This is a genomic window from Oceanobacillus arenosus, from assembly GCF_003369575.1.
Lineage (GTDB): Bacteria > Bacillota > Bacilli > Bacillales > Amphibacillaceae > Oceanobacillus > Oceanobacillus arenosus.
Genome location: NZ_PIOC01000023.1, coordinates 2,115 through 26,806, shown reverse-complemented (window position 1 = coordinate 26,806; position 24,692 = coordinate 2,115). Strand labels below are relative to the sequence as shown.

Below are 24,692 nucleotides of genomic sequence, written 5' to 3'. Positions count from 1 at the left end.
TTATCCCGAATTATCTGGCTGTATGACCCCCACTGAATGAAGTTTCACTTTATATAATCTTTTGTTTCTTTATTACCTTCGCTTATTTACTCGCATTTAGTGCCTGGTTAATATCTGCTTTAATATCCTCGATATCTTCAAGTCCGATTGAGATTCTAATTTGCTCTGGTGTTACACCTGTAAGCAATTGCTCTTCTTCCGAAAGACGCGCATGTGTTGTACTTGCTGGATGAATAACAAGCGATTTTGAATCGCCAACATTCGCCACATGGGAGAATAATTTTACAGAAGCAATGAATTTCTTCGCCGCTTCAAGGCCACCTTTAATGCCAAATGTAAAGATCGAGCCTGCCCCTTTTGGCAAATAGGTTTTTGCTAGCTCATATTGCGGATTGCCCTTTAATGTTGGGTAATTCACCCATGTGACCTGCTTATGCTCCGCTAAGAAGCTTGCGACCTGTTCGGCGTTTTCTACATGCTGCCTCATCCGAAGTGGCAATGATTCAAGCCCTTGAATGAATAACCAGCCATTGAATGGCGATAAAGACATACCAAGATTTTGTCCGAGGTCAAATCTCGCCTTGGCAATAAACGCACTAGCGGCCGATAATTCAAGATAGGATCGATTATTTAATGCTGGAACAGTTTCCGTAAACTCCGGAAATCTCCCATTATCCCACGGAAAAGTTCCTGCTTCAATAATAATTCCACCAATTGATGTGCCATGGCCACCAATGAATTTCGTTGTGGAATGGACGACAATATCCGCACCGAATGCGATAGGTTTCTGAAGATATGGTGTCGTAAAGGTAGAATCAACCACAAGTGGCAGATCATGATCATGAGCAACTTTACTAAGTGCTTTAATATCAGCAATCTGCAAGCCTGGGTTTCCAATCGTTTCCGTATAGATTGCTTTAGTTTTATCTGTAATCGCATTTGTAACCTCGGTAAGATTCCGTCCATCGACAAATCGAACGGTGACACCAAAGCGTTTAAACGTATCGGCAAGTAATGTGTACGTTCCGCCATATAAAGCATTTGTCGCAATAATTTCATCCCCAACCTTTGCAAGGGTTAATAATGCAATCGTTATGGCTGATTGCCCGGAGGAAACAGCAAACGCATCGGCACCGCCTTCTAATTGGGCCAAACGGTTTTCCAATACCCGGTTTGTTGGGTTCGCATTTCTAGAATAAATATAGCCTTCCTCTTGCATTTGAAAAAGGGATGCAGCATGATCCGTGCTATCGAATCCGTATGATGTCGTTTGATAAATCGGGACTGCTCTGGAATGGGTAACGTCATCTATTTCCTGTCCGCCATGCTGGGCAATTGTATTAAAATGAAAGTTCTCATTATGCTGATTGTTCATCATGATTCCTTTTCTCCTTCGAATTCAGAATTCTGCATCAGTACTTATTTCATATATAATCTATGCGTTAACTTGGTTTTAAAAATAAAGAGATAGTCCTCCCCCAAATTAGGAGAGGTACTACTCCGTTATTTTATGAAAAAAATCCTTATACACCAACAGGGGAATTTACTTTTTCAAGTTCTTTCCCTAAATAATTTGCAACCTCAAGCATGCCGTATTTACCACTAACGGCTTCTGCTTCACTGTTGTAATTCGTATTCGTATTAATATCATACGTATAAATATTTCCATCTTTATCCTCAATGAATTCAATACCAGCAATTTTAATATCATTTGCAGCAAGGACACGCTCATATTTTTCCAAAATTGGATGACTGAAACCTTCACGGATTTGGAATTTCGCTGGTTTTGAGCTTTCTTCACCAACAGGACAGAATAAGTCATCAATTGCACATGCATCTGCAGGGCATAGTTCAAATCCTTCAGATGTATCAACACGAACTGCGTAGACAAATTTCCCACCAACAAACTCACAGCGCGTAATATATGATTCTGGTGATTCAATATAATCTTGAAGCAATGTTACACCATCAACAGGCTCTTCAAAGGTATTCCCTTCTACATAAGTCCGCAATGCATCAACAGATGTGAATAACTGTACCCCTAACCCTTTTCCTGCACGATTATGTTTCGTAATAAATTTCTTGCCTTCAAAAGATTCCGCTGCTTTTAAAATATTTTCTTTACCAACTGCGGCGATTGTTCTCGGCGTTTTAATCCCGTATTTCTCAAGCTCTAAATATTGTAATACTTTACTTACTTCCAATTGCAATGCACGTGAACCATTAATGACGGTTCTGCCATGGTGCTCAAGCCACGCAAGCACTGCATTTGTAAGTTCTGGAGAAAATCGATTTCCACGTGTATGTGAAGAAGCACTCATTCTACTGTAAAATATCCCCTCAGGTGGTGCACTATTTAGGTCAACAGTTCCGCCTTCAAGCAACCAGTCCTCATATGGAAGCTTTAATTCTTCTAATCTCTTAATTAAATGCTCCGTCCATTCGTTATTTTCATGGATTACATAAATTTTACTCATCTATAATTCCACTCCTTTTTCACTTAGATTGTTTTCTAAATAATAATTGATAATAAACAGTTGATATAAAGTGTGGACTAGTGACAATAGTGATTTCAGAATTAGACTGCAGTTGTCGTTCACAAGTGAGTTTTCATTCTTTACTTCAATCAGCGTCAACTCTAAGTGGTAAGTAACTCTTTATATGTGACTTTATTCAATCCCAGCGGAAGAAATACACGAAGGCTCCTGCGGGAAGCGAAGTGTATTTCTGGAGCGACTGGTCCGAGAGCACTTAACAATTTAACTAGTCCGCTCTTTATCTAAATAGCAACAAACAATAAGATATGTGCAAAATTTATATATTCGTTAATGACGCTCTTAATTCTTCCACTTTCGGCATTACTTGTTTAGAGAAACGTTCCAATTCCTCTAGTTGCGGCGAGCATTGTAATAAGAGTAAGTCGACTCCCGCTTTCTCAAATTCTATGATTTGTTTTGCAATTTGTTCCGGAGTTCCAACTAGATTTGGTCGAAGTCCCCGGTTCGATACAGAATAATCCTGTAACTTGATTTGCTGTTCAAGCTCTGACATAGAAGTGAAATCTTTAAATCCAGCATATCCGCTTAAATCGCCAACGGTCGTAATACGTTTCACTTCTTCCAGCGCCTCTTCCTCTGTATCACGGCAAACAACGTAAGCTGCCATTCCTATCGACTGGAGCGGTTCACGTCCTGCTGCTTTTCTGCGTTCCCTCATGTCTGCAATCTTCACTTTCGCCTCTTCAACAGTATGTCCGTGCAGCACATATGCATCGCAGTGTTCTGTTATCACTTGTTTCCCTTTTTCACTTTCCCCGCCAGCATATAAAATTGGATTCGGTCGCTGTACTGGCTTCGGAGCTAATTTTGTATTCTCTATTTGATAGAACTTTCCGTCATATGAGAAAGTTTCTTCTGTCCATAGTCCTTTTAATATTTCTAGAAATTCTTCCGTACGTTCGTATCGTTCATCATGTTCTGTAAAGTCTCCACCATATTGCTTCGCCTCTTCAGCCCACCAGCCTGAAACGATATTTAACGTAAAACGACCGTTACTAATGCGATCAATATTCGCTGCCATCTTTGCTGTCACCGCTGGATTATGGAATACTGGACGAACTGCTGTCATGATTTCTATTTTTTCCGTCACTGCCGCAAGCGCCGCAGCAGTAGACCACGCTTCTAATGAATCTGCTTCCGTTCCTTTTATATCATTTAAATATAATTCCGCAATTAGCGTTGTATCATAACCCCAATCCTCAGCAGACTGGATTACCTTCTTCGCATAATCAAAGGTCGGTGGCATCTTCTCATCCTCGACATTTCTTAGCCAACCACCAAATATAGGTAACCAAAAACCGTATTTCATCATAGACATCCCCTGTTCCAAAAAATATAATAAAAAAAACCCTTTCTAAAGATTCAGAAAGAGCGTAAACCTTTTCCCTCTCCTTATCTTTCAAGCTGCACGCTTGATGGAATTGGCACAGTATCCTACACTTACTAGAACCTGTTGCCGAGGTATCAATGGGCCATTTCCCTCCACCTCTCGCGATAAGTTATTAAACAGAAAATATTTAATTAATTGATATGAATAGTAATACAAAGTTTAAGAAATGTCAAACTATTAATCTTTATTAACCGTAGTTGACTTATCGGAATTAATATATTAGAATATAACAAACAATCACATATTCTTATCAAGAGAAGCGGAGGGGCCTGGCCCGATGAAGCTTCAGCAACCTCTGACCAAGTCAGAAAGGTGCTAATTCCAGCGAGATTCTTTCTTGAGAGATAAGAGCAGATACATGTTAATCAAATCCTCTTTTCTCTTAATTGTAGAAAAGGGGATTTTTATTTTTTAGTAGTTAAGAAAGTATAACGACTTTCTTACTACATAAGTGCAACTAAGGCTGTCACCCAAAAGCTTGGTGACAACCAAGTTTTCTAATGAGCTTATACTCCCATTTTTAAATAACAGAATGACCATTTGAGAGGAGATGTTTTCATGAGTGAAATTGTTATTATTTCGGGTAGTCCCTCCGAGCTTTCTAGATCAGAGCAGGTACTAAAATATCTTGGTACATTGCTTGAACAGGCGAATTTGTCTGTAACCCATATTTCGGTTAAGGATGTGCCGTATCAGGATTTATTTACAGGAAATTTTAATAGTCCAGCCATCAAACAAATCGCAGCATTGATTGAAGATGCAAAAGGGGTTGTTGTTGGCTCACCGGTATATAAAGGGGCATATTCAGGCGTATTAAAGGCATTGCTTGATGTCCTGCCACAGGATGTGTTAAAGCATAAGCCTGTTCTCCCACTAATGACCGGCGGGAGTCCATCCCATTTATTAGCGATGGAGTATTCACTAAAACCAGTGCTTTCAACGCTTAAAGCACATAATTTAAAAGGGCTTTATCTGCTTGATGGGCAAATCGACAAACATAATCCAAATCCAATTATTAGTGATGAAATTTTACAGCGGACAAAAAAACAACTAGATTATTTCGTACAGTTAGTAAATAATCCAGCATTGACCTTTTCCGTAAGCTATTAAAAATATACTGGAGGAATGAATCAATGACGAAGAAACGAATTTATCTAAATGCCTTTGATATGAATACACCCGGACATCAATCCCCTGGACTTTGGCAGCACCCTGATGACCAGTCCCATCGTTATAAAGATAGCGAGTATTGGATTAGCCTTGCGAAAACATTAGAAAAGGGAAGATTTGACGCTATTTTCATTGCCGATGTATTAGGAACCTATGATGTATACAATGGTTCTAGAGATGCAGCAGTACGAAATGGCGTACAATCACCTGTTAATGACCCTTTCTTAATTGTGCCATTAATGTCAGCAGTTACGAAGCACTTAGGGTTTGGGGTAACGGCATCTGTGACACACGAGCATCCCTATACTTTCGCTCGCAAGATGAGTACGTTAGATCATTTAACAAAAGGGCGCGTTGGCTGGAACATTGTTACCTCTTATCTAAAGAGTGCAGCCATTAATATGGGACTTGAAGATCAAATCAAGCATGATGAACGTTATGAAATTGCTGAAGAATATTTGGAAGTATGCTACAAGCTTTGGGAAGCAAGTTGGGAGGATGACGCTGTAAAGGTAGATAAGGTAAACGGCATCTATACGGACCCGAGCAAGGTTCATAACATTAACCATGAAGGGAAATATTTTAAAGTTCCTGGAGCACATTTAAGTGAGCCATCACCACAGCGCACACCTGTTCTTTATCAAGCAGGTGCATCAACAAAAGGACGCGCATTTGCTGCAAAAAATGCTGAATTAGTATTTATCAGCGCACCGAATATTGCAGTAGCAAAAGAAACGGTTATAAAGCTAAGAACCGATATTGCAGCCACTGGCAGAGCAGCAGAGGAAGTAAAGATCCTTAACATGTTCATTCCTATCGTTGGGAAAACAGAAGAAGAAGCAAAAGCTAAACTGGAGGAATATCGAGGATATATTAGTGCAGAAGGTGCACTGGCCTTATTTGGCGGCTGGACTGGTGTTGATTTATCTGGTTATGCAAAGGATCAAGAAATCCAATATATCGAGAATGATGCCATCCGTTCCGCACTTGAAAACTTCACGAAGATTCATAGTGATCGCCCTTCAACTGTCGCAGACGTCATCAATGCAATCGGAGTCGGCGGCATGGGTACAGCCGTTGCCGGAACACCAGAGCAAATTGCCGATGAAATGGAAAAATGGGTAGACGAAGCTGGCGTGGACGGCTTCAATATTGCCTATGCGATTACACCAGGAACCTTCGAGGAATTCGTGGAACACGTTGTACCTGTTCTCCAAGAAAGAGGTCTCGTTCCAAGAGAATACGAAGGCACAACACTTCGCGATAACCTTTACGGCAAAGGAGACTATTTACCAGCACACCATCCTGCAAAACATGTAAATACGTTAGTAGCGAAATAATAGATTTAGAAAAACCGACTAAAAGGTAAATGACCTTTTAGCCGGTTCCTTATTTGATATAATTTTTTCTCATGCTGATATTCCCGGACTCCTGCATTTATTTTTTCTCGCACTGATATCCTGGAGCTCTTGCTGATATTCTAATTCTCCCGCCGATATTCCTGGGCTCTTGCTGATTTTATAAATTTCCATTCGACTCACTTCTACGCGTTAAACCCAAATAAGCCATTCTTGTTCAGCATTTTCTTCAGCAACTTCTTCACAAGGGTTGCTGACTTTACCTTGATATCAAGGCTTGGCGATACCTCTAGCTTATAGTCGCCATTTTTAATACAGGACTTGAATTCTCCTACTGTTTGGCACTCTACTGCAAAGTCATTGTACACACTGCTGTATTGTAAAAATTGATGGGTATCACTACCAGCTACAATCGGCAGTCCTAGCTCAGCTGCAAAACTTTTCAACTTCTGATAATATGCATCTGTCCCATATGCATATAAGTCCTTGCCGTTTAAGTCAAGGGCATCCAATCGCCTTAGCTGTTCTGGATCATGCTGAAAAAGTGGCGTGCTTTCCCGAAATGCGTGTGCGCCAATTTTTAAAACATCTCTTTCTTCTGCTAAATCTAGCAGATCTTTAAAAGGAATAAAATTCGATTTTTCTGTATGATTTTCCAATGATGCTCGGATATCCAGAATTGCATCTCGGTCACCAATTAAGAGAATATGCCCTACTTCCTTAACATCGACTTCAATCCCTGGAAACAGTTTGAGCCCATCAATCATATAATAGCCATTTTCATATGGATAATTTTCTTCAAGAAAATCATAAATATCATGAAAACGAAGCGTATTAAAATGCTCGGTCACTGCCAGTGCATCCAAACCACTCGCCTTTGCTTCCCTCATCATTTCGTTAAAATATTCTGGCATAAATGTTGATTGTTTGGAAATTTTTACATGTGTGTGAAAATCTATCTTCATTGTTGCGCCTCCATATTGTGTGCCTTATTAGAAAACTAAGGTTTAACCAAGCTTTTGGGTGACAGACTTAGTTGCACTTATTCGTTCAGAAAGTCGTGAAACTTTCTCACCTACCTAAGAATAAAGAATTCCAAAAATAAATAAACTTATAACATACAAGAGTGAAAATGTGAGAAACCAATAATCACGCTGACGGAAGGTAAGATGTGCGAGCTTAATCGCCTTCACCTTTGGATTATTAAAGGCAAAGAAGCTACCTTTGGTTTCTAATGCCTCGACTGTCGTTCTCGCACGTTTTGATGTACTGAGCATCAATGGATAAAAGGAAAGCATCGCGATTTTGACAAAATAGGCGATCGAACGCCAGTAAAGAATGCCATGCTTTTCAGGTGCCTTTCCTCGCAAACGAAATGAGAGGAATACATGATGATATTCCTCAATTAAACTCGGCAACATCCGATATGCATAGGAAATACTAAAGGACACTTGACCAGGTACGCCAACTTTCAGTAATCCGTCACTTAGTTTTTCTGGATCCATTGAGGTGAATACAGATATACTTGCAAGCGAAATAATCGACAGCTTCATCGTCAAAATTAAGAGTGGCATGATCGTACTGAGATCCCCACCAAAGAACCAAGCGGCAAGAAGCAAATATCCACCCTGCCCTAATAAACCTAGACAGAGAATAAAAATGATTAATGGGCTAGACCTGGCAATGAGCATCATGACAACGACAAATGCAAACATCCCAAGTAAGATTGCTTGATTATGAATAAACCACGGCGCAAAGCCAAAGAACAAATACCAGATAAATAGTGTTCTAGGATCAAGCTTCGCTAAAAATGTTTGGTCATTTCCATAAGCAGTATTCAGTAGCTCGATCTTCACCTGTTCAACAGAGAGTTTATCAAATAATTTTTGTCTGTATTCCATCATTATTCTCCTCTCCAAATTGTTTATTGACTGCAGCAACGAAATCATCGACCGTATAGCAAACAGGCGACATATTCAGCCCTCTACTCAGTTCCATAATTTGCGGCGGATTCAGTCCAGCTAAATCCAATAATTCTCGGTTATTAAAGACCGATTCCCTCGTTCCATCATGAAGCACATGACCATCCTTCAGCACAATGACTCGGTTTGCCCATTCCGCTACAAGCTGCATATCGTGAGTCGCAACTAATACTGCTTCTACATTATCTTTGAGTGTACCTATCAATCTCGTAATATGCTTTCTCGTCGCAATATCTAAATTTGCTGTTGGTTCATCGAGTAAAATAATCGAGGGATTCATCGCCACACCAATCGCTAATGACGCACGTCGCTGCTGCCCCCCACTCATCAGCCTGCTATCGCGTTCCTGCAGACTTGTCAGTTCAAATTGCTCTAGGATTCGATCGACGATTTTTTCATATTCTGGGACCTTTCTAGCTTTTAAGAAAAACGAAACATCTTTCCTTACTGAATCCTCAATAAACATTTCTTCCGGATTTTGGTAAATATATGTAACGAAATCCGCCATCTTTTCTGGTGAACATTCCCTAGTATTCTTTCCTTTTACCATTACCTTCCCTTCTGCAGGCTTTACAAGACCCGTTATTAAGCGCATTAGCGACGATTTCCCTGCACCATTATTACCGACGAGTGCAATTCGATCCCCCTGATTAATCGTTAAATCGATGCCATTAAGCACTGTCTTTTTCGATCTTGTTATTGTTTTATAAGCAAAGCTTACCTGCTCCATCTCGACTATGGATTGTCGACCAGCTCTTTCCGAATTATTCGTTGGTCCATGTGCTGCGACTTCTTCCCCCACTTGATTTGGGAATAATCCAAGTGCTTCGGAGAGCGTAATCGGGTAACTTTTATTTGAGAATGTATCGAGTTTAAATGCGGCCTGGGTTACTTGAGGAGGAAATATCTGTCTTTCCATCAGTTGTTCAACAAGTCGTAGTGCATCTGCCGTCGGTTTCTTCCAAATTACGTTTCCTTGATCCATTAAGACTACTTCTTTACAGTAATCTGCAATGAACTCTGTATGATGCTCGATGACAATAATCGTTTTTCCATGCTGTTCATTTAACATTTTTAAAACATCGTAAATCTCTTTCGCATGAAATGGATCCAGCTGGGCGATAGGTTCATCCATAATTAAAATATCTGGATCAAGGGAAACAGCCCCAGCGAGGGCAAGCAAATGTTTTTGCCCTCCGCTAAGCTGCCAAATAAATTCTTCATCATGTCCAGTAAGACCCGTAAGTTCAAGTGCCCGCTTGCCTCGTTCTTTATAATCCGCATGCCCAAAGTTTAGTGGTGCAAAACTAGCATCCTCTAACACTCTTGCCCGGACGAGCTGGTTATCAAAATCTTGGTAAACATAACCGACATGATGGGACAAATCTGCTACTTTCGATTCTTTAGTATCGAGACCATTTACAGTAACACTGCCTGTGAAGTCACCAACATAATAATGTGGGATAAGTCCGTTGATTAATTTACAGAGCGTGGATTTCCCGCTTCCATTACCACCAATGATCGCAACAAATGCGCCCTTTTGAATCGTTAAGTTCACATCATTTAATACCGGATGCTCCCCACCCGGATATTTAAAATTTACATGCTCGATTTTGATTTGTTCTGTTGTCATTGAACCTTCCTCTCATCCATGCCCTCTTTAGTATTCTTACCTTTTCTTGTTACCATTAAAATAACCGTTAATATCGCAATCACTGCCGAAACGCCAATGCTCACCCACATGAAGTTCTCACCGAAATCCGCTTCCCACTCCACATTGAAATCTGTTTCTGAGAGGAACTCGAAGAAAAATGAAAGTAACGCTAACACAATTCCACCAACAATTAATCTTGGTGTTACGATTTCGCCTGTTGAGAATTTCATCGTATTATCCCTTGGCTTCATCCCAAGTAATGGCTCGATTTTTCCATATAGGCGTGGAACGAGATAAAGCGTCGGTAATAATGCAAATAAAATACCAGAGAATAATACATCATTTAAAAATGCGAATCCTTCAATAACGACGATACTTTCTGCAAGTCCAGGAACAGCCTCTAACTCTTCAACACCAATCCATACCTTTCCAATATCTACCATCATACTAATAAACTGGTGAATAATTACCCCTGTAATTGCTGCAATACCAACTTGTTTTCTATTTCTTGGGTCTTTTACAAGTGACCCCGCTATGTACATTGCTAGTGAGAATGAAATGAATTTCTCAAGCTCTCCAAACCCACCAAATTGTCCTAACATGATTTCACCGAAAATCACTTCTCCAAGTGCGGCACCAACAGCAGCATAAAGCGGATGGAATAACATACATAATGTTAATGGAATAAATGCGAAGTACTCGATGGAAAATTCAATTGGTCCTAAATATGCGGATGGAACTAATTCCGTAATCATATTTGATAATCCGTAAAGCGACATCGATAAAATAAACACCATCATCTTCTGTGAACTTGTTAATACGTACCTTTCTTGTATCTGGCTCATGCCTAAGCCCTCCCTTTTCATATTATCTTCATTGTAAATTACAAATATTAAAGGAGTGTGGATTTCGTGTAAAGGGAGTGTAAATATTATTTCTCTTTGCACTTTTATGTAAAAAAAATTACATTATCCTTTTTCTCGGAATATGACTATGGTAATATTTAGTTAGAATCAATTGTATGATTCTTGCATTACATTACCGGTAGAAATCCTTACTATAGGAGGAATTAAGCTTGATAGATTTTAAGTGGGATACGGAAACGATGACACCAAATCAATTTAAAATGGCTGACTATATTCAAAAGAACTTAAAGCATGTCTTATTATCAACCGAACAAGAAATTTCTGATGCACTGCAAATAAGTATAGCCTCTGTATCCCGATTTTGGCGGATCGTTGGCTATAAAAATTTTAAAGAGTTTAAAACAAACATGCGGAAACAACTGGATATTTCCCCAGCAGGTAAAATGGAAAATATCATGAACCATGTGGAAGGGCAAGAGCTTGAGCATCATAACTTGAACGTCTCAATTGATCATTTACAAAAAACAATTGAGCATTTTTCACAAGCAGCTTTCAATAAAACAGTTGAATTATTAACGGCTGGAAAGAAAATTTACGTCCACAGTCCCGGTCCGTCTCAAGGACTGGGTGAACTGATGTCATATCGTCTATTGAGATTCGGTTTAGCCCTTCATCCCTTAAATAAAGGAGGCAGCGAAATTCTAGAGGATCTACTTCATATGACCAAGGATGATGTGATTGTTGTTTTCAGTTTTGTCCGTTTACTTCCAGAGGCACAGGTAATTCTGGAACATGCCAAAGAAGTAGGCTTCAAAACAATCATCATCACCGACCAACTTGTCTCGAGTTTTGCGAATGGTGCTGATGCCGTCCTATTTGCAAGTAGAGGGGAAATGTGGGAATTCCATTCCATGGTTGCACCAACATTCCTAATTGAAAATTTAATTATTGCCATTGGTATGAAAAATAAAGAGGAAAATTTACAGCGCTTAGAGATGCTTAGTGACATGAGGAATAAGTATGCAAGTGAATTGCCGAGGTGATTGTTTTTTTGGTAGTTAAGTGCAATTAAGGCTGTCCATAGCATTTTATCTTTAAACTGCTTTTCCTTGCCAGATGATAATGACAAGGAAAAGCAGCTTTCTATAATGATCGATGTCTTCCTATTCAACAGAAATGCGATGTAGTGTGCGGACCGTATTTAAATCAGCAACTTCATGTTCCATGCTAGAACCTCCATCAACTACTATATCTATTACAAATACGAGTGATCAATGTAAGATGCTTGTCTGTATTGAAAGAGAAAAAGATGATTTTTTTAAAGTCATTATCGAACCTGGATCCTCGTTTACAACTGTTTTCGCCAACTTAGATCGAATTGATGTCTCGTGTAAAGGTGATTCAAATTATGATTGTACTTGTCAGTTAGATATGAATCTCTTCTTTATCGTTAATATTGAAGAATAATGTTTAGGAAGTGAAATCAATGCTTGACATGACATGGATTCAGCTCGTGATTTTCGTTCTCGCTTCGTTTCGCTTAACCCGACTAATCGTGTTTGATTCTATTACTTGGTTTATTAGAAAACCATTTATGCACATCGTTGAGAACACCGATGAAAATGGAAAAATCATACGTCAAATGGCAATCAGTGGTACAAGAGTCAGGCGCTGGAGTAAATAAAGAAGGACAAGGATTCTATTCTACTTTGGTAGATGCTCCAAGAAGTTACGATAAGCAAAGCCCTTCACTTGGTCCTCTGAATAATATTTAAGTAGCTCATTAATCAAGTTAGGATAGTGGGAGGCGTTTTCTAAATCAGTTACAAAGCTGCTGATTCCATCAAAATCAGAACCGAAACCAATTTGTTTCTCGCCACCAAGTGAACAGAGGCGATCAATATGTTTGATCAGATCCGTAATTTTTGCTGTCTCGCTATCTTTATTAATGAATGGCGGATTGTATACAACATGAATAAGGCCTTTCTTCGCAAACATTGTTTCCACCTGTTCATCATATAAATTTCGTGGATGGTCACAAATTGCTCGTGCATTTGCATGGCTAGCCATTGGGTAATCTGCATATTCCAGAATATCCCAAAAACCTTGAATCGATGAATGCGATACATCTGTAAAGACTAGATGTTCATTATTTAATTTCACGACTTCCTTGCCAAGCAATGTTAATCCTCCACCACGCGGTTCACCTGCCCCATCAGCGCACAGGTTCGCATTATTCCACGTCATTCCCATATATTTTATCCCTGCTCGGTATAGGTGCCGCAATTTTACAAGATCATTTCCAAATGCATCTGCACCTTCTAAAGCTAGAACAGCGCCGATTTCACCGTCCTTTAATGAATCAAAGTCTGCCCAATCCTTGATATGTTTCACTTCCGGATTCTTTTCTACGATTTCAGTATAAAATAAGTCAATTTGTTCCAATGCATGCTGCCACTTCTCATCAGATGGAATATCTGGATCAATAAAAATCGCAAAAAACTGTGCCTTTACTTTCCCCTGCTTTAATCGATTTAAGTTTGTATCTATTTTAGCAGAGTTTCTAAATTCTAAGGATACTTCACCCGGATACTGTCCTCTTTTGGCCATTTGCAATTTCAATAATGCATCACAATGCGTATCGATAATTTTCACCATAAACACTTCCTTTCTTCTATTTATTTTATCACTACTAATTTAAGAAGAATAGCATACATCCTTACTATGAAACTTCATCAGCTTCAAGTTCCAGCCCCGCTGTTACAGTGTCAAATACGTTCATTGAAAAACTAAAGCGGGATCCAACTCCTTCTTCACTTTCCACCCAAATTTCACCTTGATGTGCCGTAATTATTTCTTTACTAATCGATAGTCCAAGCCCATGTCCTTGTGAATTACTAGCAAATCCTTTTGTATATTGCCGGTCAAATATATATGGAAGGTCAGAATCAGGTATACCACTCCCCTGGTCCGCCACACTAATTATCGCCCGACCGTGATCCATTTCTAGTGCCAGACTGATTTCTATCCCCCCTTGATCCGTATGTTTAATGGCATTGGACACTAAATTGCTCATCACCTGTTCCAGACGTTGCACATCTACTTCCACAAGTGGATATGCTTCTTCCATATGCATCGGTAGAAGCGTACGAACGGTTAGTCCTGCCTGTCTAATATCCTGTTCAAATTGACTGGAAAGGTGGTTAAACAATTGATCAATCGGGATAATATCCATTGAGAAGGTGACATTTCCTGATTCAAATTGGGCTAAATCGAATAAATCCTGTATCAATCGGTTTAAGGAACCGAGCCGCTTCTTAATTACTTGTAAATAGTCTGCACGCTGTTCTGGACTATTTACTACACCATCAAGAATTGCATCAACATAGCCTCTTATCGTCGCAATCGGTGATCGCAAATCATGCGAAATATTCGAAAGCAACTGGCTTCTATTATTTTCAGATTCTGCAAGCGATTCATTTGCGACTAACAGATTTTGGTTGGCTTCGTTTAATAGCCTTGTTCTTTCCATTACTTTTTCCTCAAGGTTACGATATAAATATGCATTTTCAATGGAGATTGCTGCCTGTGATGCAATTAAGGTTAGCAATGTCATACTTTCATCTGTAAATACATATGTTGACTGATTATTTTCCAAATAAAGAATACCAGTTAGGCGTCTGTGATAAATAATTGGTAAACAGAGAATCGATTTCACATGATGCTTCTTCACATATGCATCCTTTGTGAATTCCCCATTTCGATCTGCTTCTCCTAGAACGACTGCTTGCTTCGTATTTGCAACATAATCTAGAACCGATAATGATATATCCATATTTTCATGAATTTTCTCTGGATGATCATATAGTGTAACATTCGCCTCTTCATTCATATGATTAACTGCAACTAATTGAAGCTCCTCTGCTTCGTCTGATAAGAAAAGATACCCATGTTCTGCTCCTGCATTAATTACAGCGATTCGTAATAGTTTATCAACCAATTTATTTAAAATTACTTCTTCGGAAATTGCCGTAGATGCATCAAAAACCGCATTCATATCAAGGGATTCTCTTTCCATTGCTGATTTTAACCCTTGTGGCTGGTCCTCTGTCGTCCATTTACTAAATAAATCCTTATGTTTTTCATAAAGACGAAAGGCAATTCGCTCTGCACCCCATTCCATATAATGATGATAAGCGTCCGCTAAATAAGACTTCGCCGATTTTGGTAGCTGTTGGTCAAGATAAAAGTATGCTGCACATTGATTGGCAAGTGCTAGATCCTGTAGGAACCCATTTTCTGACGCTAAATCAATCGCTTGATTATAGAGCTGAATAGCTTCATCCGTTTTTCCCTTTGCCTTCGCTAATTCCCCTTTTACTAATAAATACTTATGCATATAGTTCATCGGCGCGTGGTTCGCCCATTTTTCTAATCTCGCCAATTGTTTGGCAATTTTTGCTGTCCCCTTCTTTTTGGAAATTGTGCCATTATACATTTGCCTAGCAATCCACAATCCACTATAAAAGTAATATTCTGGTGCATTAATCAGCTTTAATGTCCTATCCACTAACTTATCTAATACATCCATAATTTCAACTGCTTTAAGCTCATCATCCAATAAATACGTCATTTGCAGTCTAATTGTAAAATGAATAATTTTGGCTGAATCATCATCCGTAAACGCCGGAAGATTCCAATTCACTTTTTGATTTGGTGCCTGCAGCAAATCAATCCAGTCCATTAACTCGCCAAGAAAATCATAGGATAATGTGTATTCATTCCGTGTTGCGAACTCAAGCTGCCGGATAATCTCGTTTTTTACATCTTGTATATTTTCTCCCATAATGAACTCGGTTAATGGAATAAACATACCGGCAGCACCCGCTAAATGAAGATTACCAGATTCAATGCAGAGTTGCTGTGAACGATCTAAATAATCAAGATTAAAGCGAATCGACTGTTTCCAGTGGTTGACATAGCTGCCAAATACAAAGTAAACTCGGGCTTTCAAACTATTATCCTGAAACTTCTCTGTATGCTCAATTGCCAATCTACCGAATTGATAGCTCGCGTCATAATCACTAAACCCCGCACTCTGTGTCAGTGCATAATTATTGTATACAAGTGAAGTAATATCCATATCACCGTGTTTCAATGTAAGTCTAAGCGCACGAAGCATCAGGATTGTTGCTAGATTTTGGTTCCAATGATAGGTAGGTGCATTTGTATTAATTAATGTCCGCATAACGAATTGTAAATCATCCTCGCTTACCGTGTTAAGCTCCAATAAATCAATATCTTTATTTTGCCTTAATGCACGTTTCGTTAATAGATATTCCTTTGCAACATCTAGCTTATTCGGATTAGATTTGAAATTCCAATTAAATAAGCGTAACCCCTCGAGTCCTGTGTTTGTTGCCCTTTCCACCTCATGAATATGAACATACAGCGTAATTTTCAGATTATAAATTCGTAGCTTCTCTTGATTCGTTCGAGCCTCTTCTAATAGTTCATCAAATATTCTCTCCGCTTCTTCAAATCGTTGATTTAAATATTCTGCCTCACCTAAGCCAATCATGATATTAAACGCTGTTTCATAATATTTTGCATTCCATTTATCTGCAGGTAATAATTCCTTACCAATGTTGAAGAAATGTAAAGCAGACTCGGATGCAGCCCTTTGTTTTGCACGCTCACCTGCAAGTCGATTCCGTTCTGCTAAATCTAGTTTCTGTTCGTCGCTTAAATGATGCGTACAATGATTTAAATGATTAACAATATCAAAAATATGTTCTTCTCTTTGATGATCATCATACTGAGAAACAAGCTGCAATCCAATTTTCATATGATTCATCTCTTGCGTTTCTCTAGACATGCTCGAGTAAAATGCTTGCTGTACCTTATCATGTAAAAATAAATAGGTTGGTGGTTGTTTATCGAGCAGCACTAGATTTTCATCTGGATAAACCCATTTATAACTCTCATCCATAGGCAGAACAAGCCCTGTTTCCAATCCCTCCCAAATATCCGCTGCAAGCGCAACAAAGCTTTTTCCCGTAATTATTGCTAATGATTTGAGATCAAACTGATTTCCAAAACAAGAAGCTAATTGCAAAGTAGCTATCGTTTCTGGTGCCAGCTGATTGATTCGCTTTAAAATAATATCAAGAATTTTTTCTGATATGTTTAACTGCTTTAACCTCGTCACGTTTACAAGCCATTTCCCTTCAATTGAATGAAAGTAAAAGACCTTTTCTTCATTAAAGGTTTGGAGTAATTGGATAATAAAGAAAGGATTCCCATCTGTAATCCGAAAAATAAGCTCGATAAGAAATATGCCATCCTTCCCTGTAATCGCAAGCGCATCTTCAATCCAAGTTCGAATATGCTCCTTATTTAAATGGGTAACGGCAATGGTTGTAATTGGCACCTCTTTTTCCTTTACTTTTCGCAGCATCCGTTCAAATGGATGTCCAAGCGTAACCTCATTATCACGGTAGGCACCGACAATTAATAAATAAGAGTTACAAGCATTCGTTATGAGAAAATCAATGAGATCCAGTGTCGCTTCATCCGCCCACTGCAAATCATCAAGAAATAGAACGAGTGGATGTCCTTTACGAGCGAATACTTGTACAAATTTCTGTATTGCTAAACGGAATCGATTATGTACGGCTTCTGGTGGCAGCTCGGACACTTGATCTTGCGGACCAATCAGCCAGCATATTTCTGGAATAAAATTTGCAATTACATTCTTGCTCGAACCTAATTCTGCATTCAATGTATCCTGCCACTGACGCCTACTCTCCTTACCCTCCGATAAAACCTGTCGGACTAATCCTTGAAATGCAGCTATAAGTGGGGCAAATGGGATCTGCTTTTGCAAATGAACGAATTTCCCCGAAATGAAATATCCTTTTTCTTTTATAAGCTGTTTATGTAATTCGTTAACTAGTGCAGTCTTACCAATACCGGATGGACCTTTCATTAACATTAATTCGGCCTTTCCACTGCGAACGCGATGAAAACCTGCTACAAGCTCCTTGACCGCTTCCTCTCTTCCATATAATACTTGCGGCCGTTCAAATAATTTTACTTGCGCTTTCACGCTTAATGCAAATGGGCGAATTTCTCCCGTTTGATTCCATTCGGTTAAAGATTTAAACAAATCTTCCTTCAAGCCTCGGGTGCTTTGATAACGGGATTCAGGCATCTTTTCTAATAATTGCATGATGATGGTAGAAACCATCGGCGGGATTGCTTCATTGATTGCACTCGGTCTTACAGGTATTCTTGCAAGATGGGCATGAATCATTTCTGCTGGATGTTCTAATTGAAATGGCAATATACCGGTAATCATTTCATAAAAAATAATTCCCAATGAATATAAATCGGTCCGGTAATCAAGGGCGCGATTCATTCGACCGGTTTGCTCTGGCGACATGTATGCGACTCTCCCTTTTAATTGATAGGGACTTACATTCGGATGCCCGATCTCTGAACTTAAATTTGTTGAATGATGAAATCCGGTTAATATTATTTCATCTGTCTGGTGATGAAGCAAAATATTTCGTGGCTGTAATGATTTATGTATCGTATGTTCCAGATGTACACTGCCTACAGCATCTGTAATTCTGATTGCAAGTTTAAGAAAGGTCTTTAGATCAAATGCTGCTTTCTGTTGCTGCAGCCGTCCCTCTAATGTATCGCCGGAAAATAAATCTGTAATAAAATATGACTCTTCTCTATGCTTTTCAAGCTTTATCGGTTTTAGTACTTGCTTCGTTTGTAGTTTTTTTGCGACATGAAAGTCATGAACGATAGCCGCATGATCATGGATGCTTTTCAATTCCTTATTTTCTTGTTTGATTGCGACCACTTTTTTATCCTTTAGATCATATGCTTTATACAATGTCCATGTTGTATTTTCGATAAGTATATCTAATATCCGATATCCTGGTAATGTAAACAATCTGATTCACCTTCCTTAATAGGCTTTAACTAAACTTAATCAGAACTTTAATGTATTTTATACTTTACCCATTATTCTGTTATTAGGGGAATGAGGGGGGACAAAAATGAAAAATAAACAAATGTTAGATACGGATAATTCCAATTTATATGATCAAGATTGGATAAATCTAATTGTTCAAGCAAAAGAGCTTGGCCTAAGCCCTGCAGATGTGAAAACATTCTTAAAAAATGCTGCATATAAACAAGATGAAAATACCTACATATTAGACGCATTAAACTTGTAACCGATTCCACGCAATGTAAGAATATATTGTGGCTCATTCGGATTCAATTCGATTTTCTTTCGCAAATTACTTAAATGGACCATGACCGTTCGATAGTCACCAAGACTATTTTCAGCCCAGATTAATTCAAATAGCTTTTCCACAGTATAAATTCGCTCAGGATTACGGGCCATTAAACATAATAGCTGATATTCTTTAGCAGATAATTTAACGACAGATCCGTTGGCAATAACTTCCGCATTAACTAGATTAATCGTTAATCCTGGGTATTCAATTATCGTCCGTTCACTTTGAGGTTGATTTCCCGTATTTTCAGTGCGATCTGCTAATATGCGATTACGTCTTAAATGTGCCCTTACCTTCGAAACAATGACAGGCATGCTCGTTGTTTTCGAAATATAATCATCTCCGCCAACACTAAGCCCTAATATGGTATCGATATCATCATTTTTTGAACTCAATAATAGTACTGGGACCTCAGTTTTTTTCCGAATAATTGGCAGAAATTCTAAGCCGTCAAGATTAGGCATCATCACATCGAGAAGGATTAAATCTGGATTCGACTCCTCAACAGCTCTGATTGCATCTACCCCATCCTCTGCTGTAAAAACCAAATACCCATTTTTCTTTAAATATAATTGAAGTACCTCTCTCATATCTGCATCATCATCAACAAGTAAAATTTTTTCACTTGCCATCTATGCTCCTCCTTTAAAATCTATACAAACATGAAAAAATAACGATTTAATCTAGGTTATTAAATCGTTGGTGTCGTTTAATCATTTAAGTTAAGCTTTTATCTATTGCTAAAAACAGTATTTGGAACTATTCTGATAATCTATGACCATTATACTACTTATCTATAATTTCGCAAGATTCAGCACCTGAAATTATCGATGTTTCATACTTATGAAGCATGACTTTTATGATGACATATAGTTGGGGATTAGATGTCGCACTCTAATCCCCGTTTTCTGCCGGATTGAATTTTTGAAAGGCTGTCTCTAGTGGCAGCATGATTAATTTTTGTTACAACCATAACAGTAGAAAATGATATTTTAAAATACTTTTTATGTTTACACCCCCTTTTGATAACTTCATTCGATTGTAGTTATGAAAGGGGGTGAGGAACATGGCAGTAGCAGATTTAACGAAAACAACATTGCAATTAGTGCTAAACGATGGCAATGACCTAGAAACAGGGAAGACAATCTTTAAATTTAAAAGCTTCAACAATGTAAAAAAATCAGCAACATCAGATCAACTTTATGCAATCGCAACAGCAATTGCTTCGTTGCAGCAACGTCCACTTTACGAAATTACACGTAAAGATGAGTCAGATATTCGCGACGAGTAATCGAAATTGGTTTGTTGAACTAGCATTGGGTCAGAATCTATCGTCAGTGCTTACAAATAAGAAAGGAGGAGAGCAGCTTGAAAACCTTAGAGCTTAAATTCATCAATGATGACGGAAAGATTGTTACGTATTCCATTGAAAAGCCGATTGAACCAATTGATCCCGCTGCAATAAATGCAGTAATGGACGAAATCCTTACGCAAAATGCATTCACATCTTCAGGCGGAGATCTTATGTCAAAGAAGAGCGCACGCCTTGTTGAGCATAACGTTGAAGATATTGAATTATAATCATCAAGCTAAATAAGGCAAACATGACCAGTTACCGCTTTCTTACTGGTCATGTTTGCCTTTAAAGAATCAGGTTACTTGAAGGAGTTAATAGCACAGAATATTGGAGGGAATATGATGGAATACTTGGGAGCATTCATTACAGAAGTTGGCTTTCCGATTGCAGTGACGTTTTATTTATTACATCGCATCGAAGGAAAACTGATTTTGTTAATCGAATCGATTCAAGCATTACCAGTTAAAATGAAGGAGCAGCCACAAGCCCCTTCCCTATTAAAAAAATCTGAGTAGAATAAAAGCTTAAAGCTAGTTTGAGCTGTGTACGGACTTAGTCGAACTTCTCCTTTTGCCTTTTGAGATAAAGGAAACTCTTTGGGAGCGTAAGCGGTTGACTTAGATTACGGAGGTGAGGGAAGTCTCGCTACTACTTAAGCGCTGGAGCTGGACGTGGCTATTCGCAGTAATTATGTTATCCACAACACCCAATTTTATAGTTTCCTAAGTTAGCACAAAAAAAACTTCCATCAAATAGAGTGGATCTATTGATGGAAGTTTTCTATCATTATTTCAAATTATCTTTTTCACGTTGTCGTAATTCGACACGACGAATTTTCCCGGAATTTGTCTTCGGTAATTCATCAATAAATTCGATTTTCCTTGGATATTTATATGGTGCTGTTGCTTGTTTCGTATGGTTTTGCAGCTCTTTAATTAACTCTGGTCCAGCATTTTCAACATTATCTTGCAGCACGATAAATGCTTTTACAACATTTCCGCGGATTTCATCTGGACTAGCAACAACCGCACATTCTTTAACAGCTGGATGCTTCACTAATGCATCCTCAACCTCGAATGGTCCAATCGTATAGCCTGAGCTAATGATAATATCATCATTTCTTCCCTCAAACCAGAAGTAGCCCTCATCATCTAATGACGCTTGATCGCCGGTAATATAAAAGTTTCCACGATGCGATTTCTTTGTGCGCTCTTCGTCTTTATAATATCCTTTAAATAATGCTGGAGTATCCAGTGGGATTGCGATATCACCAACAACTCCCGGCGCAACAGGATTTCCGTCTTCATCAATTAATTGAACATCATTTCCTGGTGTCGGTTTTCCCATTGAGCCAGCTTTTACTTTCATTCCCTTTAAGAATCCAAGTAGCAATGTGTTTTCCGTTTGACCATAGCCATCTCGAACCGTTACATTAAAGTACTTTTCAAATTGATCAATTACTTCGCGATTTAAAGGCTCCCCTGCAGAAACTGCACTGTGTAATGCTGACAAATCATAGTCCTGTAAATTATCTAGCTTCGCCATTAATCGATATTCCGTCGGTGTACAGCAGAATACATTCACTTGATTTTTTTCTAATAAGGAAAGATATTTTTTTGCTTCGAATTTACCACTATAAACAAAACCTGTAGCACCGGAGCCTAAAACAGATAAAAATGGACTCCATACCCACTTTTGCCAGCCCGGCGCTGCTGTTGCCCAAACAGTATCACCATCTTTGATTCCCAACCAGTATGCTGGTGCCGAGCTCATATGAGCGAATCCCCATGCATGTGTATGCATTACTGCTTTAGGGTTGCTCGTAGTGCCTGATGTATATGGTAAGAATGCGAGATCATCACTTGAAGTTGTAGCGATTTCTAATTCATCTGATGCAGATTCTTTTAATGAATCTAAGTTATTCCACTCCGATACGTTGTCACCGACCGTGAATTTCACAAGCTCTGAGTATTGCTCGATTTCCGTAAATTCCTTCGTAAACTTAGAGAAACTTACAACACCACTTACTCCCGCATGCGTGATTCGATACTGTAAATCCTTCGTACGAAACATCTCCGAGCTCGGAATAATAATAATTCCCGTCTTTAATGCAGCAATATATACCTCATACGTCTCAATAAGACGAGGCATCATAACCAATAATTTGTCCCCTTTTTTCAGTCCTTTTTCTAAGAATATATTTCCAATTTTATTTGCATTTTTGATTAACTTTTCATACGTAATTTCCTTTTTATTGCCATGCTCATCTACCCAAATGACTGCTTTACGTTCAGGCTCTTTTGCATACTTTTCGAATTCCATTACAATATTATAATTTTCCGGTGCAATTAAATCTTCTCTATTCAACAATATCACCCTCACATTTTTTAGTACTAGATACTAACTCCTAATCATTATATCAGATTATAATCTGATAAAAAAGGGAAATTTACAAGCTATTATTATTTTCTAAATACAATATGTGATATGATTAACTAAATTAACATATCGATTACAGCGCATTTCTCTTGTTGAAGAATCATCTGCAAATAACTAGAAATCGTTTATGAGACTTGGCTGCTAATGAATGAGGGGGATTTAAGATGAAGAAGTTTCAATTCCAGGTTCAAGTGAATAAGAAAAATCTTAAACTAACCGCAGAACAATTAACTTTCTATAAGCAAAGTAAAATCATAGAAGCAACAGATCAAAAGTCCGATTATTATTATTTGATTTTCTATAAAGATGTATTCATTAATGGAACAAAAGCAAATAAAATCAGATTAAACTCGCATATTCATCGTGCATTGTTAAGTGGTATTCACGTGAATGGGTCGCATCCATTAACAATGAAATTAATCAACCAGCAAAAATCCTTGAACTTTATTCAATTTAATCCACTCTTCAAACAAATACAGAAACACTACTCGAAACTAGAAACGATTTTAATCTTCACGTATTTTGATTCATTCACAAAGTCCGATTCCATAACTAAATTAATCAAAAGTAGTTTTTATAATTACCGACGAGAAGGGCAGCTTTTTGCAGCCTATCAACTGTTAAGGGTTTATTTGGACTATGATCAGAATAATTCATTTGTCCATGATATGATTCACCATATGCAGTTTCAGCAGCACCATATCATTTATCAAGAAATTGAAAATCTCTATGAAAGAGATCCACTCAATACGGAATTAATCTGCTTTAATGATCGTCATGATCCCGATAATTTATCAATCCTTTTCCAGCTATATCGCTCACAAAACCGTTTGCTTGATGCGCTCGCATTGCGAATTGAATTGCTGCGTCACCAGTTTACCTTAGAAAATTTTGCAGGAATCGAAGCGCTCATCACGGACTTTAATCAAGAAGAACAGCTCGAGATTCTCCAAGAATTATATCAATCAACTAGAAATCCTATTATTGAAGAAAAACTCTTAACTCCCTTACTAGCAAGTAACGATGTAAATGCGCTCATTGAGTTCATGCTGACAACAGTGTATCAACCAACAAGTGAACAGCTACAATCAATTATTGATCACTTGCCTGGCGCAGATAAGCATGTACTTGCTTCCTACTTCAAGAAATCAAATAAACGTTTACTTGCTCTGAGCAATCATGATGCAAAAACCTTAAATAAACTAATTACACCATTTGTCTCAGCCTTTCTAGAAGAAATTCCATTAACAAGCATTATCGAATGGTTTACCCCATTCCATGAAGCAGGAATACATCTGCCAATCGAACAAAAATTACTAAAGATAAAGAAACTATCCAACGATCCTGATCAACAATTCGCATTAGGTGAGCTCTACTTCCAATTCCAGCAATTTGAAAAATCGATTGATTGCTTCAAATGGGAAATGGAATTATCACCGGATGATCCTAAGCCTGTCACCTATTTAACAAAAATCTATCAAAAAATTGGCAACCACGTAGAAGCAAATACCTATCAGCAATTGCTGATCCAAATGACGAAATAACGATAAGACAGTTGATACCTTTTTAGTGGCGTATGAGTTACATACAT

Annotated in this window: 21 protein-coding genes and 2 riboswitches; of the genes, 10 read left to right on the top strand and 11 right to left on the bottom strand. The window is 38.4% G+C overall.

What is annotated here, in order from left to right; genetic code table 11:
* Positions 1-82 precede the first annotated feature (82 nt).
* The 3 genes from CWR48_RS15045 to CWR48_RS15035 form a co-directional block, all read right to left on the bottom strand.
* On the bottom strand, positions 83-1,378 hold the full coding sequence (locus tag CWR48_RS15045; protein ID WP_425453907.1) for an O-acetylhomoserine aminocarboxypropyltransferase/cysteine synthase family protein: 1,296 nt from the start codon (positions 1,376-1,378) through the stop codon (positions 83-85).
* 145 nt (positions 1,379-1,523) lie between these two features.
* Positions 1,524-2,477: an ATP-grasp domain-containing protein gene (locus CWR48_RS15040; protein ID WP_115774143.1), complete on the bottom strand. Its 954-nt coding sequence runs from the start codon at positions 2,475-2,477 to the stop codon at positions 1,524-1,526.
* Between the two features lie 337 nt (positions 2,478-2,814).
* Positions 2,815-3,867 carry an LLM class flavin-dependent oxidoreductase gene (locus CWR48_RS15035; RefSeq protein WP_115774142.1) on the bottom strand — a complete coding sequence of 351 codons (1,053 nt, stop codon included), beginning with the start codon at positions 3,865-3,867 and terminating at the stop codon, positions 2,815-2,817.
* 80 nt (positions 3,868-3,947) lie between these two features.
* Positions 3,948-4,059, bottom strand: a riboswitch (SAM riboswitch).
* Between the two features lie 133 nt (positions 4,060-4,192).
* Positions 4,193-4,299: riboswitch (SAM riboswitch) on the top strand.
* Positions 4,300-4,506: 207 nt separating this feature from the next.
* Here CWR48_RS15035 and ssuE point away from each other — a divergent pair.
* Together ssuE and CWR48_RS15025 are read left to right on the top strand one after the other, a co-directional pair.
* A complete protein-coding gene (gene ssuE, locus CWR48_RS15030; protein WP_115774141.1) occupies positions 4,507-5,058 on the top strand; it encodes an NADPH-dependent FMN reductase in 552 nt (183 codons plus the stop codon).
* A gap of 23 nt (positions 5,059-5,081) precedes the next feature.
* Entirely contained in the window at positions 5,082-6,458 is a 1,377-nt protein-coding gene (locus tag CWR48_RS15025) for an LLM class flavin-dependent oxidoreductase (protein WP_115774140.1), read from the top strand.
* A 203-nt stretch (positions 6,459-6,661) separates the two neighbouring features.
* On the opposite strand, the gene CWR48_RS15020 is transcribed toward CWR48_RS15025, so the two are convergent.
* From CWR48_RS15020 to CWR48_RS15005, 4 genes are all read right to left on the bottom strand, one after another.
* Positions 6,662-7,441: a PHP domain-containing protein gene (locus tag CWR48_RS15020; protein ID WP_115774139.1), complete on the bottom strand. Its 780-nt coding sequence runs from the start codon at positions 7,439-7,441 to the stop codon at positions 6,662-6,664.
* Positions 7,442-7,555: 114 nt separating this feature from the next.
* Positions 7,556-8,377 (bottom strand): energy-coupling factor transporter transmembrane component T family protein, encoded by an 822-nt coding sequence (locus CWR48_RS15015; protein WP_115774138.1) that lies wholly within the window; start codon positions 8,375-8,377, stop codon positions 7,556-7,558.
* Complete coding sequence (locus CWR48_RS15010) at positions 8,352-10,091, bottom strand: ABC transporter ATP-binding protein (protein WP_115774137.1); 1,740 nt, start codon at positions 10,089-10,091, stop codon at positions 8,352-8,354. Before CWR48_RS15010 ends, CWR48_RS15015 begins: the two co-directional genes overlap by 26 nt.
* Positions 10,088-10,957 (bottom strand): DUF8171 family membrane protein, encoded by an 870-nt coding sequence (locus CWR48_RS15005; RefSeq protein ID WP_115774136.1) that lies wholly within the window; start codon positions 10,955-10,957, stop codon positions 10,088-10,090. The genes CWR48_RS15010 and CWR48_RS15005 overlap by 4 nt, the downstream gene beginning before the upstream one ends.
* A 230-nt stretch (positions 10,958-11,187) precedes the next feature.
* Here CWR48_RS15005 and CWR48_RS15000 point away from each other — a divergent pair, with 230 nt between their 5' ends.
* The 3 genes from CWR48_RS15000 (at position 11,188) to CWR48_RS14995 (ending at position 12,662) form a co-directional block, all read left to right on the top strand.
* The gene (locus tag CWR48_RS15000) at positions 11,188-12,021 is read left to right on the top strand and encodes a MurR/RpiR family transcriptional regulator (protein WP_245976831.1); all 834 of its coding nucleotides are present in this window, start codon (positions 11,188-11,190) and stop codon (positions 12,019-12,021) included.
* A 112-nt stretch (positions 12,022-12,133) separates the two neighbouring features.
* Entirely contained in the window at positions 12,134-12,445 is a 312-nt protein-coding gene (locus CWR48_RS21230; protein ID WP_425453906.1) for an S-Ena type endospore appendage, read from the top strand.
* Between the two features lie 19 nt (positions 12,446-12,464).
* Positions 12,465-12,662, top strand: a complete 198-nt coding sequence (locus CWR48_RS14995; protein ID WP_245976830.1) for a DUF1360 domain-containing protein — start codon at positions 12,465-12,467, stop codon at positions 12,660-12,662.
* Between the two features lie 20 nt (positions 12,663-12,682).
* Here the strand turns inward: CWR48_RS14995 and CWR48_RS14990 are convergent, their stop codons facing one another.
* Both CWR48_RS14990 and CWR48_RS14985 read right to left on the bottom strand, forming a co-directional pair.
* Positions 12,683-13,633 carry a dipeptidase gene (locus CWR48_RS14990; protein WP_115774283.1) on the bottom strand — a complete coding sequence of 317 codons (951 nt, stop codon included), beginning with the start codon at positions 13,631-13,633 and terminating at the stop codon, positions 12,683-12,685.
* A 67-nt stretch (positions 13,634-13,700) separates the two neighbouring features.
* Positions 13,701-18,953, bottom strand: coding sequence for an AAA family ATPase (locus tag CWR48_RS14985; protein ID WP_115774135.1), 5,253 nt, complete (start codon positions 18,951-18,953; stop codon positions 13,701-13,703).
* A gap of 106 nt (positions 18,954-19,059) precedes the next feature.
* Here CWR48_RS14985 and CWR48_RS14980 point away from each other — a divergent pair, with 106 nt between their 5' ends.
* A complete protein-coding gene (locus CWR48_RS14980) occupies positions 19,060-19,239 on the top strand; it encodes an anti-repressor SinI family protein (RefSeq protein ID WP_245976829.1) in 180 nt (59 codons plus the stop codon).
* Here CWR48_RS14980 and CWR48_RS14975 read toward each other — a convergent pair.
* Complete coding sequence (locus tag CWR48_RS14975; protein WP_115774134.1) at positions 19,212-19,937, bottom strand: response regulator transcription factor; 726 nt, start codon at positions 19,935-19,937, stop codon at positions 19,212-19,214. The genes CWR48_RS14980 and CWR48_RS14975 overlap by 28 nt on opposite strands.
* Before the next feature lie 434 nt (positions 19,938-20,371).
* Here CWR48_RS14975 and CWR48_RS14970 point away from each other — a divergent pair, with 434 nt between their 5' ends.
* The 3 genes from CWR48_RS14970 (at position 20,372) to CWR48_RS14960 (ending at position 21,177) form a co-directional block, all read left to right on the top strand.
* Positions 20,372-20,596 (top strand): DUF1659 domain-containing protein, encoded by a 225-nt coding sequence (locus CWR48_RS14970; RefSeq protein WP_115774133.1) that lies wholly within the window; start codon positions 20,372-20,374, stop codon positions 20,594-20,596.
* A gap of 77 nt (positions 20,597-20,673) precedes the next feature.
* The gene (locus CWR48_RS14965; RefSeq protein WP_115774132.1) at positions 20,674-20,886 is read left to right on the top strand and encodes a DUF2922 domain-containing protein; all 213 of its coding nucleotides are present in this window, start codon (positions 20,674-20,676) and stop codon (positions 20,884-20,886) included.
* A 117-nt stretch (positions 20,887-21,003) separates the two neighbouring features.
* A complete protein-coding gene (locus CWR48_RS14960) occupies positions 21,004-21,177 on the top strand; it encodes a YvrJ family protein (protein WP_115774131.1) in 174 nt (57 codons plus the stop codon).
* 271 nt (positions 21,178-21,448) lie between these two features.
* On the opposite strand, the gene mbcS is transcribed toward CWR48_RS14960, so the two are convergent.
* On the bottom strand, positions 21,449-23,029 hold the full coding sequence (mbcS, locus tag CWR48_RS14955) for an acyl-CoA synthetase MbcS (protein ID WP_115774130.1): 1,581 nt from the start codon (positions 23,027-23,029) through the stop codon (positions 21,449-21,451).
* A gap of 236 nt (positions 23,030-23,265) precedes the next feature.
* On the opposite strand from mbcS, the gene CWR48_RS14950 reads away from it, so the two are divergent.
* Positions 23,266-24,645 carry a hypothetical protein gene (locus CWR48_RS14950; protein ID WP_115774129.1) on the top strand — a complete coding sequence of 460 codons (1,380 nt, stop codon included), beginning with the start codon at positions 23,266-23,268 and terminating at the stop codon, positions 24,643-24,645.
* The last annotated feature ends 47 nt before the right edge of the window (positions 24,646-24,692 follow it).

Excerpts from the sequence above, each read along its gene's own strand:
- CWR48_RS15035 (WP_115774142.1), bottom strand. The coding sequence starts at position 3,867 with ATGAAATACGGTTTTTGGTTACCTATATTTGGTGGTTGGCTAAGAAAT.
- CWR48_RS15045 (WP_425453907.1), bottom strand. The coding sequence starts at position 1,378 with ATGATGAACAATCAGCATAATGAGAACTTTCATTTTAATACAATTGCC.
- ssuE (WP_115774141.1), top strand. The coding sequence starts at position 4,507 with ATGAGTGAAATTGTTATTATTTCGGGTAGTCCCTCCGAGCTTTCTAGA.
- CWR48_RS14995 (WP_245976830.1), top strand. The coding sequence starts at position 12,465 with ATGCTTGACATGACATGGATTCAGCTCGTGATTTTCGTTCTCGCTTCG.
- CWR48_RS14950 (WP_115774129.1), top strand. The coding sequence starts at position 23,266 with ATGAAGAAGTTTCAATTCCAGGTTCAAGTGAATAAGAAAAATCTTAAA.
- CWR48_RS14970 (WP_115774133.1), top strand. The coding sequence starts at position 20,372 with ATGGCAGTAGCAGATTTAACGAAAACAACATTGCAATTAGTGCTAAAC.
- CWR48_RS14960 (WP_115774131.1), top strand. The coding sequence starts at position 21,004 with ATGGAATACTTGGGAGCATTCATTACAGAAGTTGGCTTTCCGATTGCA.
- CWR48_RS15015 (WP_115774138.1), bottom strand. The coding sequence starts at position 8,377 with ATGGAATACAGACAAAAATTATTTGATAAACTCTCTGTTGAACAGGTG.
- CWR48_RS15040 (WP_115774143.1), bottom strand. The coding sequence starts at position 2,477 with ATGAGTAAAATTTATGTAATCCATGAAAATAACGAATGGACGGAGCAT.
- CWR48_RS14980 (WP_245976829.1), top strand. The coding sequence starts at position 19,060 with ATGAAAAATAAACAAATGTTAGATACGGATAATTCCAATTTATATGAT.
- CWR48_RS15020 (WP_115774139.1), bottom strand. The coding sequence starts at position 7,441 with ATGAAGATAGATTTTCACACACATGTAAAAATTTCCAAACAATCAACA.
- CWR48_RS21230 (WP_425453906.1), top strand. The coding sequence starts at position 12,134 with ATGTCTTCCTATTCAACAGAAATGCGATGTAGTGTGCGGACCGTATTT.
- CWR48_RS14975 (WP_115774134.1), bottom strand. The coding sequence starts at position 19,937 with ATGGCAAGTGAAAAAATTTTACTTGTTGATGATGATGCAGATATGAGA.
- CWR48_RS15005 (WP_115774136.1), bottom strand. The coding sequence starts at position 10,957 with ATGAGCCAGATACAAGAAAGGTACGTATTAACAAGTTCACAGAAGATG.
- CWR48_RS15025 (WP_115774140.1), top strand. The coding sequence starts at position 5,082 with ATGACGAAGAAACGAATTTATCTAAATGCCTTTGATATGAATACACCC.
- CWR48_RS15010 (WP_115774137.1), bottom strand. The coding sequence starts at position 10,091 with ATGACAACAGAACAAATCAAAATCGAGCATGTAAATTTTAAATATCCG.